Raw genomic sequence first — 16,901 nt, 5'->3', positions numbered from 1 at the left:
CCTTAAAACGTCTGATCGACAGCACAAATGCAGATATGATGTGCATCTGCCGCTGCCAATACTTGTGCCTGTTCAACGAACAGCGTGCGCCCGGCTTCTACAGCCAGGACATTGCAATTACTTTCAATCATGCTTTCTAGCGTTGTCATGCCGACTGCCGGCACGTCAAAGCGCAGGTCCTGATTGGGTTTGGCCACCTTGACGACAACCGATTCCTTCCGGCCTAAGGCACCGCCGCGGCGGATACAGGCATCGGTACCTTCAATAGCCTCTACAGCCATGACGGCCTTATGGCGGACGACGACGGTCTGTCCGATGTCCATACCGCCAATGGCTTTTGCCGTAGCAAAGCCAAAGCGGATATCATCAGCCTCGGCTTCTGTAGGCTGCCGTTTGGTCAGTACGCCCGGTGCCGGCATGAGGGGTTTCAAATACAAGGTCTGATCGACGACTTCAATGCCATCCTTTGCCAATTCATCCACAATGGCCAGCATGATCGTGTCATCTTTGCGGTTACGTAGCCGGTTGAGCAGCTTCAGGGCCCGCAAATCAGGCATCTTCAATCCTTTAAAGAGAATTTCTTTGGTTACCTTGCCGATCATGGTCACCTTGGATATATCGTGTTTCAGCAAGGTCTTAATGATCTTATTCAGCTTGGCCACATTGATTTCATAGTATACATCTGCTTCCGCCGCTAATTCCGGCGCTACATCCTCAACGACGGCAATGACCACCACTTCATGGCCGCTTTGTTTAGCTGCCCGCATGAATTCTACAGGCAGATTGCCAATACCGGCCAATAAGCCAACTTTTTCCATGTACGATCACCTTTATTACACAGGTATGCTTACCTTGAATTTACAAACAATCACTTTATTATACCAAAAAACAGCCGATCATGTCATTAATATAAGAACGATTCACATAAAAAAAGGGCGGCAAGGCCGAGCCTCACCTCCCCTTCATACGCACATCAATCCTTCGTGCCTCTCATAATGCCACGTTCAGCATTGCGCAGGAAGCGCAGAAGATGTTCGACTTCTTCATAGCTGTCCAGCTCTTGTTCCATTTCCGAAATAGCCTGTCCCAGATTGAGACCGGAACGGTACAAAATGCGAAATGCCTTTTTTAATTCACGACGAACTTCATCGGACATACCGGCACGGGAAAGTCCCACACTGTTCAGACCAATGACACGGGCTGGCTGCCCATCAGCAATGACATACGGCGGAATATCCTGCACTACCTTGGCCAGGCCGCCAATCATGCTGTTTCGACCCACTTTGACAAACTGGTGTACGCCGGCAATACCACCGATAACCACGCGGTCTTCTACGGTTACGTGACCGGCCAGGCCGGCACAGTTACTCATGATTACGTGATTACCTACGACACAGTTGTGCGCTACGTGCGTGCAGGCCTGGAACAGGCAATCATTGCCAATCCGCGTTTCTTCCCCTTCACCGGTAGCTACGCTGACCGTTACAAATTCACGGAATACAGACCGGTCACCGATGATAAGGTAACTTTTTTCTCCGTGATATTTTAAGTCCTGCGGTTCTGAACCGATCGAACAGCTAGGGAAAAACCGGCAATTTTCACCGATTGTCGTCCAGCCGTCAATGGTTACATGTGCCATAACTTCTGTGCCTGCGCCGATTTTAACATGCGGCCCAATCACTGCATAAGGCCCGATTTTTACACCAGGACCGATTTCTGCCTGCGGATCTATAACAGCCGTTGGATGGATCATGCTTTGCGGCATGTTTTCTTTTTCCTCGGTCATTAGAGTCACTCCTTGCTAGCCCGCCCCTATCCGGGCAGGTGCTCATAAATAATGTATATGAGTACATTCCCTCTCTCTCGAAAAGAATATACCCTTAAAAATCAGGCATATTTGCCCTATTATCTGTTAATTACGCCTAAAACCTCTTATTTTCTCATAAATTGGGCTTATTTTTATTTTTTTGGTTCCTGTCCCGGCATGAGGGCAAAGAGATATTCCCCTTCTGCGCAAAGCGTATCCCCTACATGAGACTGGGCCTTTACCTTGCCCATACGGCCTTTAATCTTCACGATATCGGCGCGCATGATGATCTGGTCACCCGGACGGACGGGATGACGGAAACGCAGTTTATCAATGCCCGTAAAGAAAGGAATAAGACCCCGGTTTTCTTCCGGATAGAGCAGTGCGACGCCGCCTACCTGTGCCATAGCTTCGGCCAGGAGCACGCCGGGCATTACCGGTTTTCCGGGAAAATGTCCCTGAAAGAAAAGTTCGTCAAACGTTGCGTTTTTAATACCGATGGCATATTTCATCGGTTCCAATTCAATAATCCGGTCTACGAGCAGCATGGGATACCGGTGAGGTAATATTTCCATGATATCCGTTACTTCTAATGTCTTGTCTATTGCCATTGCAATTTCCTCCCTTTATTTTATTTCTTCGCTGATTTTGCGTGCCAGCAGGTTATTTAGCTTATGGCTTGACTTTACAGCCACGATGTGTCCCTGCAGCGGCCGTCCCAGCAAAGCTAAATCGCCGATGACATCCAGCACTTTATGCCGCACCAGTTCATCTTCCGCACGCAGCTTCGAAAGGCATGTCGTGTCATCATAGACGATCGTATTTTCCAGCGTACCGCCCTTACCCAGGCCCAGTTTTTTCAGCATGGCCAGTTCTTTTGTAAACGCAATCGTCCGGGCAAATGCAATCTCACGGATATACGTTTCCCTGTCCAGCTCGACATCCAGGAACTGTACGCCCAAAAGCGGATGCGGATTGATGGATGTAAAGGTAATACGGAAACCGTCATACGGAAGAATGGCAATAAACTTATCGTCTTCCTGTACGAGGTGTTGGTGCTGCACGGCCAGTACACGGCGCGGCGCAGATAATTCCTGAATCCCTGCCTTTTGGATCAGCTCCACAAAGGTAAGACCACTGCCGTCTGCAACAGGGGGTTCTACGGAATCCATTTCTATAATGCAGTTATCTACAGCCATGCCGTTCAATGCAGAAAGCAGATGTTCGACCGTAAAGACTTTCGCATCGCCCTGCTCCAATGTCGTTGCCCGCATGGTGTTGGTCACATTGGCAAATTGTGCCGGCACAGCCGGGTTGCCGGGCAAATCCGTCCGGACGAAGACGATTCCCGTATCAGCCGGGGCCGGGCGCATTACCATATGCACTTCATTGGCTGCATGTAAACCGATACCGCTGTACGACACGGATTTTGCCAGTGTCGTCTGTACCACATTAGTCATTGATACGCCCCTCCTTTCCTGGCATTAAATGCTCAATTTTAATCATACTAATTTATTATACATTATTTCCCTTAGAGTGACTAGTAAGAAATTTTGTAAATACGTATTTTAGCCTGTATAGGCAAAGAAAAAAGCCGTACCTTCCGGCACGGCCTCTTCCTGTTGCTTATTTGATTAACTCATAGACAGAGGAAACCACCTTATCCCATTGCTGCGTTTGTACCGTTTCTGTAGCTAGTACCTGCTTGCCGTCAGTGCACTGACGCGCAACGGAGCTGGGCGCCGTGCCATTATAGGTCTGACGCTGGGCCACGCAGGTTTCAATATCCAGATAATGATGGATATCGGCCTCAAAGAGGGGGCTCATGTGCTGCAATTCTTCTAAGCTAAGCTGCTGCAGTACTTTGCCCTGTTCGATACAATAATGTACAGCTTTGCCGACAACGGCATGCGCTTCCCGGAAGGGCAGCCCTTTTTTAGCCAGGTAATCGGCCATATCCGTAGCATTCGAGAAATCGCTTTCCAGAACGCTGCGCATGTGTTCTTTATTGACTGTCATCTTATCGATCATGGCGGCATAAATGGTAAGGGCAAATTTCAGGTTATCAATGGCATCAAAGACGCCTTCTTTGTCTTCCTGCATGTCCTTATCATAGGCCAGGGGAATGCCTTTCATCATGGTTAGCACGGCCATGAGATGGCCATAGAAGCGGCCCGTCTTGCCCCGTACGAGTTCGCAAATGTCCGGATTCTTCTTCTGTGGCATAATGGATGAACCCGTGCAATGTGCATCATCGAGCTCGATAAATTTGAATTCCGAACTCGACCAGAGAATAAATTCCTCGGACAAGCGGCTCAGATGCATCATCAAGACGGCGGCAAATTCCAGGAAAGCAATAATATAATCCCGGTCGCTGACAGCGTCCATACTATTGTCATAGAGCTTGCCAAAGTGCAGTGTCTTACCGACGTACAGCTGATCCAGCGGATAGGTCGTACCGGCCAGGGCGCCGGCACCGAGAGGCATCATATCTGCCAGCTCCCAGGCAAAGCCCAGGTGCTTGAAATCACGGGACAGCATGGAAAAGTAGGCCATCAGGTGGTGACTGAAGAGGACCGGCTGGGCCCGCTGCAAGTGCGTATAGCCTGGCATGATGACATCGTTATATTTTTCTGCAGCCTTGACGATACTTTCCTGAAGCTGTACGAGCAGCTTGGCGACTGCCGCAATTTCCCGCCGTACGTACAGGTGCGTATCTAAGGCAACCTGATCGTTACGGCTGCGACCCGTATGAAGCCGCTTGCCAGCTTCACCGATCGCATCGGTGAGGCGCTTTTCGATATTCATATGAATGTCTTCCAGCTCTACAGAAAAGTCGAATTCATCCCGTTCGATCTGTCCGAAAATATCCTTCAGCCCCTGAACGATAGCATCCTTATCTGCTTCGGAAATAATGCCCTGCCGGGCCAGCATCGTCGCATGGGCAATGCTGCCGCAGATATCCTCTGCATACATACGGCAATCGAACTGAATCGATGCGTTAAATGCTTCTACGTTTTTATCTGTAGCCTTCGTAAACCGGCCGCCCCATAATTTCATTCGGATTCGCTCCTTATTTGTTCTTTTTTTCGACGTTCTGCAACATCAGTGCCCGCATCGTGAGCGGCAGGCCAAAGAGGTTGATGAAACCGCCGGCATCTTTCTGATCATATACATCGTCTTCGCCGAAGGTGACATATTCTTCGCTGTACAAGGAGTACGGGGAAGTCGAACCGGCGCTGATGATGTTGCCTTTGTACAATTTCAATTTAACTGTACCCGTGCAGGTCTTCTGTGTTTCGTCAACAAACGCAGCCAGAGCTTCACGGAGCGGCGAGAACCACATGCCGTCATATACGAGTTCTGCATATTTGTTGGCCACATGTTCTTTGAAGTGGTTCGTAGCTCTGTCGAGTGTCAGATATTCCAATTCTCTGTGGGCATACATGATGATAGCACCACCGGGATTTTCGTAAATGCCACGGCTCTTGAGACCGACGAGACGGTTTTCTACGAGATCGACAATGCCGATACCGTTTCTGGCACCAATAGCATTCAGTTCCGTAATCAATTCGAGGGCATCCATCTTTTTGCCGTTAACAGCAACAGGAATCCCTTTTTCAAACTGCAGTTCTACATATTCCGGTGTATCCGGTGCTTTTTCCGGCTGCGTAGAAACCATGTATACCATATCTTTCGGAGCATTTGCCGGATCTTCCAGATCATCACCTTCGTGGCTCAAATGCCAGATGTTCCAGTCCATGCTGTAGGGATACGGATTTTCTTCCGATTTGTAATCAACCGGCACATTATGTGCTTCCGCATATTTGATTTCATCTTCACGGGATTTAAGATCCCACATTCTCCACGGTGCAATCAGTTTGATTTCCGGAGCCAACGCTTTAACCGTCAGTTCGAACCGTACCTGGTCGTTGCCTTTGCCTGTAGCGCCGTGGGCAATAGCGTCAGCGCCTTCTTTTTTGGCAATTTCTACGAGTTTTTTGGAAATCAAAGGCCGGGCAAAGGATGTGCCCAAGAGATATTTGCCTTCATATACAGCGTCCGCTTTCACGCAGGGCCATACATAGTCTTCCATAAATTCTTTTTTAATATCCATAATGTATGCTTTGGAAGCACCGGATTTGATAGCCTTCTTTTCAATGGCTTCAAAATCATCAGGCTGTCCTACGTCAGCGCAGGCTGCAATAACTTCTGCACCGGGATAGTTTTCCTTCAGCCAGGGAATAATGCAGGATGTATCCAAACCACCGGAATAGGCTAATACGATTTTTTTAATATCACTCATTTTTGTTTCCTCCTCTATTTCATAAGCAACAATATGATGACCAACTGTCTACGTCAGTTAGTATACAACTACTCGCAAAAATATGCAAGTAATTTGAATAAAAAGTTTGAAAAAATTGAAAATTTTCAAATATTCTACCATTCAGCAGGGGAAACGGGGCCTAAATCTAGTCTTTTCACCTGCTCATATGATACAATATACCCATATCAGGAGGAACTATGAAAAAAAAATACCTTTTCATATTCGTCGTCGTCTTTGCTGCCTTCAGCGCCTGGAATATCATTTCCGACACGCCTAAGACAAGGCCACAGACGCCTGCCAGCAAAATTGAACAAACAGCGCCGTCTTCTTCCCTGGATGCATTTAAGGAAGAACTCTATCCTTATTTACACTTCCGCGCTGCTATGGAAGCACGACGCCGGGAAGTAGCCACGTATGTATCGATTCAAAACATCCCTAAAACATTGCAGGAAGCTGTCATCGCGACAGAAGACCGGCGCTTTTATGAACACGGTGCCGTCGACCCCATTGGTATCGGCCGGGCCGTTCTGGTCAACTTTACGTCCGGTGAAACCGTAGAAGGCGGCAGCTCCATTAGCCAGCAGGTCATTAAGAATACCTTTCTTACACCGGAACGGACGCTGACCCGCAAGGCCCAGGAACTCATTCTGGCCTTTTTGCTCGAGCACAATTACAGCAAAGACGAAATTCTGGAAATTTACTTGAACACAGCGTATTTTGGTGCCAGCGCCACCGGCATTTATGAAGCAAGCCATATCTACTTCGGCGCTCAGCCACGGGCCCTGAGCCTGGCCCAATCGTCCTTGCTCGCAGGCCTGCTGCAAGCACCTAGTTATTATAATCCCCTGGAAAATTACGAGGCTGCCCGGGAACGGCAAAAGACGGTTCTTTCCCTCATGGCAGAACAAGAGTACATTACGCGAAACCAGGCTGAAGCGGCCTTTAAAGAAAGCCTGCATCTGCGCCGCTGACCCTTTCATAAACGACAAAAAGCCCGAAAACAGCAACGTATACCTGCTGCGTTCGGGCTTACTTTTTGTTCTTATTCTTTTGGCTTGTTGGTCAAATAATAGGAAATACGGCTCAGGCCAATCGACAGGTCTTCCCGGAATACAAAAATCCGGTCCGGCACATTGAGACGTAACGGGGCAAAAGAAAGAATCCCTTTGATCCCGGCGTCCACCATCTGGTCGGCTACCTGCTGCGCGACAGAAGCCGGCGTCGTAATAATACCGATCTGGATATTTTCCCGGCGTACGACATCGCCCATTTCCGAAATAGGCGTAACGACGACACCGCCGACATTTTGGCCGATAATCCGATGATCTACATCGAAGAGGCCCATCGTGCGGAACCCCAGACGGCCAAAGGTTTTATAGTTAGCCAGGGCCCAGCCCAAATGGCCAATACCGGCAATACCGATTTTCCAGTGCTGCTGCAAGCCAATGATTTCTACAATCTGCTGACAGAGCTCGCTCACGTAGTAACCAACGCCTTTTTTGCCAAAGGCACCAAAACAAGTCAGATCTTTACGGATCTGTTCCGGTGTAATGCCCAGGCGTTCGCCCAGCTTTTCGGAAGAAATAATATCGATTCCTGCATCTTGCAGAAGCAGTAAATCTCTATAATACAACGGCAGCCGTTCAATGACCGCATCGGATATTGCCTTTTTCTGTCTCATGGGTGGAGCCTCCCAACTATATAAAACTATTTGCAACAACGTAACGTTGTGAAACTAAGCAGTGAATATTTCAAGACTTATTATAACTTATTGTGAATTATTTCGCAAACTTTTTTTCTGATTCTTTCGATATTCTTCATACGTATTTGTCAATAATCCCGCAAAAAGCCATAAAGTAAGTGATATTTGAGTACTAAAGAGGTCATAGTCGCTAAAGCCGCTCACCGCTACAGCCAGCATAGCGCCTGCTACGGCCATAACCAGAGCCCGGTCAAAGGGGGTTCCTGCGTACCTATGCAAAAAGCGAATAGCATACCATACGATACCAAAATAAAGCCAAAAATACGCAGTAAATCCGAGTATCCCCGTTTCTGCCATGATATTCAAATACATATTATGGGCGTGGAAGATAGTAATACCGGCTTCCTGAATCAGTTCATTGTATACAGGATAGACGTATTTAAAGGCGCCCCAGCCAATACCCAGGAGCGGGTGATCAGCTGTCATCTGCAAGGCAGCCAGCCACATATCCATGCGCATAGATACAGAGGTGTCAGCTGCGCTTTGGGTAAAAATAGAAAGCAGACGCCGCGTAACACCGCCATGATGGAAAGCCAGCACTAACGGAATGACCAAAAAAGACAGCCAAAGCCGCTTGTCCCACACGAGGCCAAAGAAAAAGATGAGCGCACAGGCACTGATCCAGGCACCCCGAGAATACGTAAGGACCAAACACAACGTAAGCGCTGCCAACAACAGGACGAAAGGTGCCGCCTGTTTCCACCGGCCCCACCAACGGATGACCAGAGCCCCGGCAACACTCATAACCATGAGCAAATAGGCCGAAAGCAAATTCGGATTATATAACGTAGAATACATGCGGCGGCGCAACAGCGGAAAGGCCGAATTATCAACCCACTCTTCTTCCCGCAGGGTCAGCATATGAGCGTACTGATAAAAGCCATAGAGGGCAACTAAGGCCGTACTGAGGAGCAGCCCATAGACGAGCAGCTTCCGTTCGGTCTCGCCGCGGACAAACTGCTGCAGCAGACAGAAAAGCAGGAAATATTGCAGTACTGTAAACGCATAAAAGGCCAGGCCCAAGATGAGCCGTGGCGACCCTGCCAAGGAAAGCAGGGAAACGACAGCAAAGGCAGCGGCCGGCACAAAAAAGATAGGCCGCGTACGGTCCGGCAGATCATAGCGCCAAACATAGCGGGCCGCCAGCAATAAGGCCGCCAAAAAGAAGGCTTCCATGACAAACAACTGCAACGGCATAAAAAATACCGTCCCCAAAAGCGCATACACGACGTGTATGCGTGCTTTTTCCTGAGAACTACGAGCTGTTGGTAAGAGAGCCGTAAAATGTATCACAAGTTCGTTCCTCCGAATGTACGTGTTCGAATGCGTCTTTTATCCGTCCGGTCCCCCAGTACTGTGCAGGATCATCCTGTTCCCTCCGGGGCCGTAACTGGTAAAGTTTGTTCTGTTTTGCACAACCTATGCTATCTTATTAATCTTACAATAAGCATCTCCGTTTTGCAACCGAAATTTCACAGATAAAAAATACAACAACGATTCCCCAAACACATGGAAATCGTTGTTGTATAAAGGAACAGATTACAGTGTGACGTGCCAGGAATCCCGTAAATGGCGGCGCACCTCTCCCTGGATGTACAAGGAGCCGACGATACATAAGACCTGAGCAGGCTGCACAGCCTGCAGGGCCTGGTCCAAGGCCGACTCCAAGCTGGAGGCCCAGTCTGCCCGGCAGGGCAGGATGCGGGCAATCTCCCGGGGATCGGCACTGCGTGGCGTCGGTGCCGGCGCGCAAATGACATAATCGTCAGGACGGAACAAGGTGTGTACCATCTGCGTATAATCCTTGTCGGCCAATACGGAAAAGAGAAATAGGCGCTCACGCGTACCAAAAACCTGCTCATAGGTCCGGCAAAAGGTATCGATACCGGCCGGGTTATGGGCACCATCGATGACGATATCCTGCTCCCCTGCCTTGAGGACCTGAAAACGGCCGGGCCAGCGCACTTGGTGAATGCCGGCTGCAATGGCTGTCTTCGTCAGGCGTTTTTCCTGCCGCGCTACGAGGAGCAGTGCCATGAGAGCAGCGGCGCAATTTTTCTGCTGGTGTTCGCCCAAAAGCGGCAGATCCACCGTCAGCGCCCGGCCCCGGCCCGTATGCTCCTGCAAAGTCAACACCTGGCCTTGAACATCAGGCGGCGCGGCTGCCTTAATCGTGAAGCTGTGCCCCAGGGCATAAAGACGGCTATGCTTTTCATAGGCTGTCGCCGCGATGACGGAAAGGCCCGGCTTTTCGGCCGTCGTTACTACAGGAACGCCGGCTTTGATGATGCCCGCCTTCTGGGCAGCAATTTCTTCAAGCGTATTACCGCAGTACTTCATGTGATCCATGGCCACGTTGGTAATGACCGAGACGACAGGCGTAATGACGTTCGTCGAGTCCAGAAGACCGCCTAAGCCGACTTCGATAACGGCATAGTCTACACGGGCCTTGGCAAAATACCAAAAGGCCGCTGCTGTAAGCATTTCAAATTCCGTCGGCCGTTCGCCGCCAGCGGCAACAATAGCTTCTACCTCGTGAGATACGACGGCTACGGCTTCTGCAAAGTCAGTCCGGGAAATTGCTCCTTCGTCTACGCAGATCCGTTCCGTGTATTCTTCCAGGTGGGGCGACGTATAGCGGCCTGTACGAAAGCCGGCCTGATGGAGGGCACTGGCAATCATCGCCGTCACAGAGCCCTTGCCATTGGTACCGGTCACGTGGATCGTCTTGTACCGGTCCTGAGGATTATGGAGCCGCGCCAGAAGCCGTTCCATACGGCCCAATCCCAGCTGGATGCCAAAGGCACTGGCATGTTCCAAATAATACACCGCTTCTTCGTACGTCATAGTATCACCTTATAAATTCTTCAGGTCAGCCATCCGTTTGGTAAGGGCTGCCATTTTATCCGTATAATCTGCCAGTTTAGCCCGTTCTTTTTCAACGACCTGCGCCGGTGCTTTGGCCAGGAAGCCTTCGTTGCCCAGTTTCTTTGACAGGCGGTCGATTTCCTTCTGAAGCTTAGCCTGTTCTTTTTCAATGCGGGCCGTTTCTTTTTCTACGTCGATGAGATCTTTCAGCTGCAGGTAGACTTCGATGCCCGGTACTACCGTTACGACGGCATTTTCCGGCTTCGGTGCCGACGGATCGAGGAGAATAACCTGGTCGGCAAAGGCCAGCGTGTGGAAATAGCTTTCGTACTGCCGCAGGTTAGCTGCCATTTTTTCATCGGCCGGTACCATGATGACCGGGGCCTTCTTGCCCATGGGTACGTTCGATTCGGCACGCATGTTACGGATGCCTTTAATAGCGTCCATGAGAACGTTCATGACGGCCGCATCAGCCGGGAATTCCTGGTTTTCCTGTTCCTTAGGCCAGGGAGCGACGATGATGCTCTTCCCTTCGTGCGGCAGATGCTGCCAGAGATGTTCTGTCACGAAGGGCATAAAGGGATGGAGCATTTCCAGCGTATGGGTGAGAACGTAGACGAGAACGTACTGGACAGTCTGACGGCTTTTCTGATCATCTGATTTATAGAGGCGCTGTTTTGCCAGCTCGATATACCAGTCGCAGTAGAGATTCCAAATGAATTCGTATACTTCGTCGGCAGCATCGCCTAATTCAAATTTATCGAGGTTTTCCGTCACCTGACGAACGGTCTGATTAAAGGCTGTGAGGATCCAGCGGTCAGCCAGCGTGAGATCGTCGGCCGTCGGTACGAAGTCCGGATCATAATCGGTGAGGTTCATGATGACGAACTTCGATGCGTTCCAAATCTTATTGGCAAAGTTACGGTTTGCTTCAACCCGTTCCATGTAAAAACGCATATCGTTGCCCGGTGTATTGCCCGTTACCAGCGTAAAGCGCAGGGCATCAGCACCGTATTCTTCGCACACGCCGAGGGGATCAATACCGTTGCCCAGGGATTTACTCATCTTGCGGCCCTGGCTGTCACGGACGAGGCCATGAATAAAGACGTGTTCAAAGGGAATATCCTTCATGAATTCACAGGTCATGAACATCATGCGGGCAACCCAGAAGAAGATTATATCATAGCCTGTAACGAGGACGCTCGTCGGGAAGAACTGCTGGATATCGGCAGTTTTTTCTGGCCACCCCATAGTCGAAAAAGGCCAGAGGGCTGAGCTGAACCACGTATCGAGGACGTCCGGATCGCGGTGGATGTGTGTGCTGTGGCAATGCTGGCATTCCGTAATATCTTCCCGGCTGACCGACGTCTGGCCGCAGTCATCGCAGTACCAGGCCGGAATCTGATGGCCCCACCAGAGCTGGCGGCTAATGCACCAGTCATGGACATTTTCCATCCAGTGATTGTAAGTCTTGCTAAAGCGGTCGGGCACGAATTTCGTCTTGCCATCCTGTACGGCATCGATAGCAGCCTTCGTGAGGGGACCCATCTTGACGAACCACTGCTTGGTCGAAAACGGTTCGATAATCGTTTTGCAGCGCGAACAATGGCCTACAGCATGGGTTAATTCTTCAATATGATCGAGGAGGCCTAAATCCTGCAGGTCTGCCACGACGGCTTTGCGGCAATCTTCACGCGTCATGCCTTCGTATTTGGCACCAGCCTTGGCATTCATGGTACCGTCAAGATTCATGATCATGATTGCTTCCAGGTGATGGCGTTCGCCCATTTCAAAGTCATTCGGGTCGTGGGCCGGCGTAATCTTAACGGCGCCCGTGCCGAATTCGAGGTCGACGTAATCATCACCAATGATTTCTACCTCCCGGTCTACGAGCGGCACAATAACTTTTTTACCAATATATTTAGCCAGGCGCGTATCTTGCGGATTCACGGCAACAGCCGTATCACCCATGATCGTTTCCGGGCGGGTTGTGGCAATCATGATGTAGTCGTCTTCACCGACGATGGGGTATTTGACATACCAGAGGTGGCCGGCTACATCGGAATGATCTACTTCGATATCCGAAAGGGCTGTATTGCAGTGGGGGCACCAGTTAGTAATGCGCTGTCCCTGATAGATGAGGCCTTTTTCATAGAGAGAAACGAACACTTCACGTACGGCCCGGGCACACGTATCATCCATAGTAAAGCGGTTACGCGTCCAATCACAGGAAGAGCCTAAGCGACGTACCTGCGTTTCAATGCGGTTGCCATACTGTTCCTTCCAGGCCCAGACACGTTTCAAAAATTCTTCACGGCCAATGTCGTAACGGGTTTTTCCTTCTTCTTTGGCCAGCTGCTGTTCTACTTTTACCTGCGTCGCAATGCCTGCATGGTCTGACCCGGGAATCCAGGCAACATTATAGCCCTCCATTCGTTTGAAACGGACGAGGATATCCTGCAGCGTGTTATCGAGGGCATGGCCCATGTGCAGCTGCCCCGTTACGTTCGGTGGCGGCATGACAATGCTAAAGGGCTTACGTGACGGATCAGGATCCTGATGAAAATACCCGTTTTTTTCCCAAAAGGAATACCAATTCATTTCTATATCATTTGGTGCATACGTACCCAGACTTTCTTTGTTCCACTCCATGTGCAGGACCTCCTAAAAAGTAAAAATAAAAAGCGTTCTTTCATCCTTGTTAGGACGAAAGAACGCTGCTCTTCCGCGGTACCACCTAAATTGCCACGGCCGTAGGCCGGGCCTCTTCATTCTACAGTTAACGCCTGTCAGACGGGCAAGTTCTTCTTCCTGCCAGCTCCCGGGTGACCCGTATTGCCGCCTGCGAATGCCTTTTCAGCTAACCGGCATCTCTCTGCCACACGCAGACAATACTTCTTCCGCTCATCGCTATTTTTACTATGTTCTTCATTTTAGCAACTTTAAAAGGCCTTGTCAATGTATGCGGACTCGTTTCAAAGCGTGTCAAATACCTTGAAAAGGCTTATCTTCCTATGTCTCAAGCCTTGCCCTGCTTAAAGAGGGTTATCATTTCCATGGTCAGGCTCGTGTGTTCCCGGTCATCCGGCAGGTCTTGCCGCTGCAGCCACTGGGCCGTCGCCAATTCACTGTGGTCGACGTGCAGGTCGGCCTTGCCATCGAGATCGCAGAAAAAGCCAAAGAGAAGCGTATCCGTAAAACACCAGGGCTGGCTCTTATAAAAGGTCAGGTTCTTTACATGAATGCCGACCTCTTCCATAACTTCGCGGTGTACCGTTTCTTCAATGGTCTCCCCTATTTCGGCAAAACCTGCCAAGAGAGCCGTATTTTTATATTCCCGTCCGGCATATACAGATACAAGCAAGGCGTCATCATGGCGTACGCCAACGATAACAGCCGGATTAATCCTCGGATAGTTCATAATCTGGCACTCCGGGCAATAGAGCATACGCTCCTTCGTACTGGCAACCAGCGGCCGGCCACAGGAACCACACAAGCGGTGTTTATGGTACCAGCCGCACAGGGAAAGGCCTGTAACTGCGGCAAACGCCAGAGAGCGGGGCCGGGCCATGCGCATGTGCCGGATCGAGACGTACGTGAACCCATCCCCTTCGGGCACAGACTGGCGGGACAAAAAGAAGTTTTGCTCATCGAGGCGGAACAGCCAGATGACATCTTCTTCGCCTAAGAAAGGGAGCTCTTCCGCCTTGGGCAGGATCAGTGTCCCGTCTTGAAAGCGAGCCAATACGCCGCGCTCTTCATAGGCTAAGACTACACTGCCCGGTCCATAGGGAACAGGCGTAAATTCATTATGATAGACGTGGGGATATATATCCTGAATCATAGCAATCGTTTTCTCCTCGCAAAAAGACAGAAAGCGGCCCGCTACTGCCTAACCGGCACAGCAAGGCCGCACATCGTTTAATCGATATACACAGCACCCGTATTATCCGCTTTTAAGATATGTCCAAAGGAAGAAATACCGTGGGCGGCAAAGGTTTCGATCATGGCTTCTTCGATTTCCCGTTCCCGTTCCGTTGCAAAGGCAATGAGTGTAGAACCGGAGCCGCTGATTGTCGAACCCAGGGCGCCAGCTGCCACGGCAGCGTCGAGTACTTCCTGACCAGCCGGAATAAGCTTGATCCTGTAAGGTACGTGAAGCTTATCCTGCAAGCTGTATTGGAGCCTGTCATACCGTTTCGTAAAGAAGGACGATAAGAGGAAGCTCACACGGCTCACGTTAAACACGGCACTACGATAATCAATGTTGCCTGGCAACGCCTGGCGCGCATCTTCTGTAGAGACTTCGATTTCCGGACTGACCGTAATAAAAGACAGTTCGTTCCCTACAGGAATGGAATTAGTCAACGCCGTATCGGTGAGCACAATAGACGAGGTAAGGCCGCCATACGTAGCTGGTGCCACATTATCGGGATGGCCTTCCAGCTGGCTGGCAATAACCAGTACATCTTCCTGCTTCAGTTTCCGTCCCGTCAGGGCATCACCAACCATGATACCGCCTACGAGCGCAGCAGAACTGCTGCCCATTCCGCGGGCCGGTGGAATCCGGTTGATCAGTGTCACGTGGCCCGGCGGCAAAGCCTGGCCATTCCGCTTGGCTACCATTTCCATGGCTTCTGTTACCATATTCTTTTTAGGATCCAGCGGTATGGTATCCTGGCCCAAGCCTTTGATTTCAATAGTCAGGCCTGTACCTGCCGGTGTTTCTTCAAAAATAATTTCATTGTATAATGTCAGCGCAATGCCGACAGCATCAAATCCGGACCCCATATTAGCGGAAGTAGCCGGAACCTTTACGTGTACCTTCTGTATCATGACATTCCCCTTTATATTTCAATAACTCGTATTGCATTGGCAATACGGCGGACGCAGGACAGCCCTGTCATTCTCTGCAAGGCGTCACGCACCAGCCCATCTGCTGAGGAATCGATAAGAAGTACGATTTCTGCAACCTCTTTGGTTTCATCCTTTTGGATCAGCGACCGGATACTGATACCATTTTCTGCAAAAATGCCGGCAATACTCGAGAGCACACCAGGTGCATTGTCTACGATGATACGCAAATAATAGGGAGCTTCAATATGGCTCGGGTCCACTAGCGGTACCTGGTGCCAGACGTAGCCCCGTTTGCCCGTGATGGTCAGATTCGTATGGAGGATTACATTCATGACATCGCTAAGTACAGCGCTGGCCGTCGGGAACGCTCCGGCTCCCTGGCCGTAGAACATGACATCGCCTACACCGTTGCCGCGCACATAAATAGCATTATAAGCACCACTGACGTTTGCCAGCGGATGCTGCTTAGGAATGAAAGCCGGGTGCACGGAAAGAGAAATGCCATCGTCTGACTGGGTGGCAATAGCCAGCAGTTTGACTGCATAGCCCATCTCTTCAGCATGGCTAATATCTTCCTGCGTGATTCTTTCAATCCCTTCTACAGCTACATCACGGAAGGTTACAGCCGAATGGAAGCCCAGCGTAGCCAAGATAGCTATCTTGCGGGCTGCGTCATAACCGCTTACATCATTTGTCGGATCCGCTTCGGCATAGCCTTTATCCTGTGCTTCCTGTAACACGTCTTCATAGGAAAGGCCCCGTTCGGTCATATTGCTCAAAATATAATTGGTCGTTCCATTGAGGATGCCAATAATGCGGTCGATGCGGTTGCTGTTTAATGACGAGTACATGGGCCGGATAATAGGAATACCGCCGGCAACGCTGGCTTCGAATTGAAAATCTACATTGTGTTCCTGGCTCATCTTGAGCAAGGGAATCCCATAATCAGCAATGACGTCTTTATTAGCACTGACCACGCTTTTCCCCTTTTTAAAGCATGCTTCAATGCATTCTTTAGCAAAATCGGCACTGCCCATGACTTCTACGACAATTTCAATGTCATCGTCATTGATGATATCCGAAAATTCTGTCGTCAAGGCAATGGACTTCGGCAAATCCATGCGTTCATATTTGGCCAGGTTACGGATCAATATCCGTTTGATCGTAATTTTTGTATCCAGCTGTTCTTCAATGAGATCGGCGTTCTTTTCCAATAAATCCACGATTCCCTTGCCTACGGTACCGCACCCCAGCAGCGCTATCGCAACGTGTTTCATACT

14 protein-coding genes are annotated in these 16,901 nt (G+C 50.0%); 1 reads left to right on the top strand and 13 read right to left on the bottom strand.

Features of this window, described 5'->3' with window-relative positions; genetic code table 11:
• Positions 1-2: 2 nt before the first annotated feature.
• The 6 genes from PGX44_RS04125 to PGX44_RS04100 form a co-directional block, all read right to left on the bottom strand.
• Positions 3-818, bottom strand: a complete 816-nt coding sequence (locus tag PGX44_RS04125) for an LpxI family protein (RefSeq protein ID WP_498854363.1) — start codon at positions 816-818, stop codon at positions 3-5.
• A 155-nt stretch (positions 819-973) separates the two neighbouring features.
• Positions 974-1,786, bottom strand: coding sequence for an acyl-ACP--UDP-N-acetylglucosamine O-acyltransferase (gene lpxA / locus PGX44_RS04120; protein WP_186501887.1), 813 nt, complete (start codon positions 1,784-1,786; stop codon positions 974-976).
• Between the two features lie 173 nt (positions 1,787-1,959).
• The gene (gene fabZ, locus PGX44_RS04115; protein ID WP_289001260.1) at positions 1,960-2,418 is read right to left on the bottom strand and encodes a 3-hydroxyacyl-ACP dehydratase FabZ; all 459 of its coding nucleotides are present in this window, start codon (positions 2,416-2,418) and stop codon (positions 1,960-1,962) included.
• Positions 2,419-2,433: 15 nt separating this feature from the next.
• Complete coding sequence (gene lpxC, locus PGX44_RS04110; RefSeq protein WP_498854362.1) at positions 2,434-3,267, bottom strand: UDP-3-O-acyl-N-acetylglucosamine deacetylase; 834 nt, start codon at positions 3,265-3,267, stop codon at positions 2,434-2,436.
• A 166-nt stretch (positions 3,268-3,433) separates the two neighbouring features.
• Positions 3,434-4,867 (bottom strand): argininosuccinate lyase, encoded by a 1,434-nt coding sequence (argH, locus tag PGX44_RS04105; RefSeq protein ID WP_498854361.1) that lies wholly within the window; start codon positions 4,865-4,867, stop codon positions 3,434-3,436.
• A gap of 13 nt (positions 4,868-4,880) precedes the next feature.
• Positions 4,881-6,113, bottom strand: a complete 1,233-nt coding sequence (locus PGX44_RS04100) for an argininosuccinate synthase (RefSeq protein WP_186501891.1) — start codon at positions 6,111-6,113, stop codon at positions 4,881-4,883.
• A gap of 218 nt (positions 6,114-6,331) precedes the next feature.
• On the opposite strand from PGX44_RS04100, the gene PGX44_RS04095 reads away from it, so the two are divergent.
• Complete coding sequence (locus PGX44_RS04095) at positions 6,332-7,105, top strand: transglycosylase domain-containing protein (RefSeq protein ID WP_498854360.1); 774 nt, start codon at positions 6,332-6,334, stop codon at positions 7,103-7,105.
• Positions 7,106-7,176: 71 nt separating this feature from the next.
• Here PGX44_RS04095 and PGX44_RS04090 read toward each other — a convergent pair whose 3' ends face one another.
• The 7 genes from PGX44_RS04090 to PGX44_RS04060 form a co-directional block, all read right to left on the bottom strand.
• Complete coding sequence (locus PGX44_RS04090) at positions 7,177-7,815, bottom strand: redox-sensing transcriptional repressor Rex (RefSeq protein ID WP_186501893.1); 639 nt, start codon at positions 7,813-7,815, stop codon at positions 7,177-7,179.
• An 87-nt stretch (positions 7,816-7,902) separates the two neighbouring features.
• A complete protein-coding gene (locus PGX44_RS04085) occupies positions 7,903-9,093 on the bottom strand; it encodes an O-antigen ligase family protein (protein WP_498854359.1) in 1,191 nt (396 codons plus the stop codon).
• A gap of 342 nt (positions 9,094-9,435) precedes the next feature.
• The gene (locus PGX44_RS04080; protein WP_498854358.1) at positions 9,436-10,743 is read right to left on the bottom strand and encodes a bifunctional folylpolyglutamate synthase/dihydrofolate synthase; all 1,308 of its coding nucleotides are present in this window, start codon (positions 10,741-10,743) and stop codon (positions 9,436-9,438) included.
• A 9-nt stretch (positions 10,744-10,752) separates the two neighbouring features.
• Complete coding sequence (locus PGX44_RS04075) at positions 10,753-13,416, bottom strand: valine--tRNA ligase (RefSeq protein ID WP_498854357.1); 2,664 nt, start codon at positions 13,414-13,416, stop codon at positions 10,753-10,755.
• Between the two features lie 367 nt (positions 13,417-13,783).
• Complete coding sequence (gene nudC / locus PGX44_RS04070; RefSeq protein WP_498854356.1) at positions 13,784-14,608, bottom strand: NAD(+) diphosphatase; 825 nt, start codon at positions 14,606-14,608, stop codon at positions 13,784-13,786.
• A gap of 77 nt (positions 14,609-14,685) precedes the next feature.
• Positions 14,686-15,600, bottom strand: coding sequence for a homoserine kinase (gene thrB, locus PGX44_RS04065; protein WP_498854355.1), 915 nt, complete (start codon positions 15,598-15,600; stop codon positions 14,686-14,688).
• Positions 15,601-15,611: 11 nt separating this feature from the next.
• Positions 15,612-16,898: a homoserine dehydrogenase gene (locus PGX44_RS04060; RefSeq protein ID WP_186501899.1), complete on the bottom strand. Its 1,287-nt coding sequence runs from the start codon at positions 16,896-16,898 to the stop codon at positions 15,612-15,614.
• Positions 16,899-16,901: the final 3 nt, after the last annotated feature.

The sequence above is a fragment of the Caecibacter sp. AF58-12pH5A genome (assembly GCF_027681725.1).
Lineage (GTDB): Bacteria > Bacillota > Negativicutes > Veillonellales > Megasphaeraceae > Megasphaera > Megasphaera hominis.
This window is presented reverse-complemented; position numbering and strand designations above follow the sequence as displayed.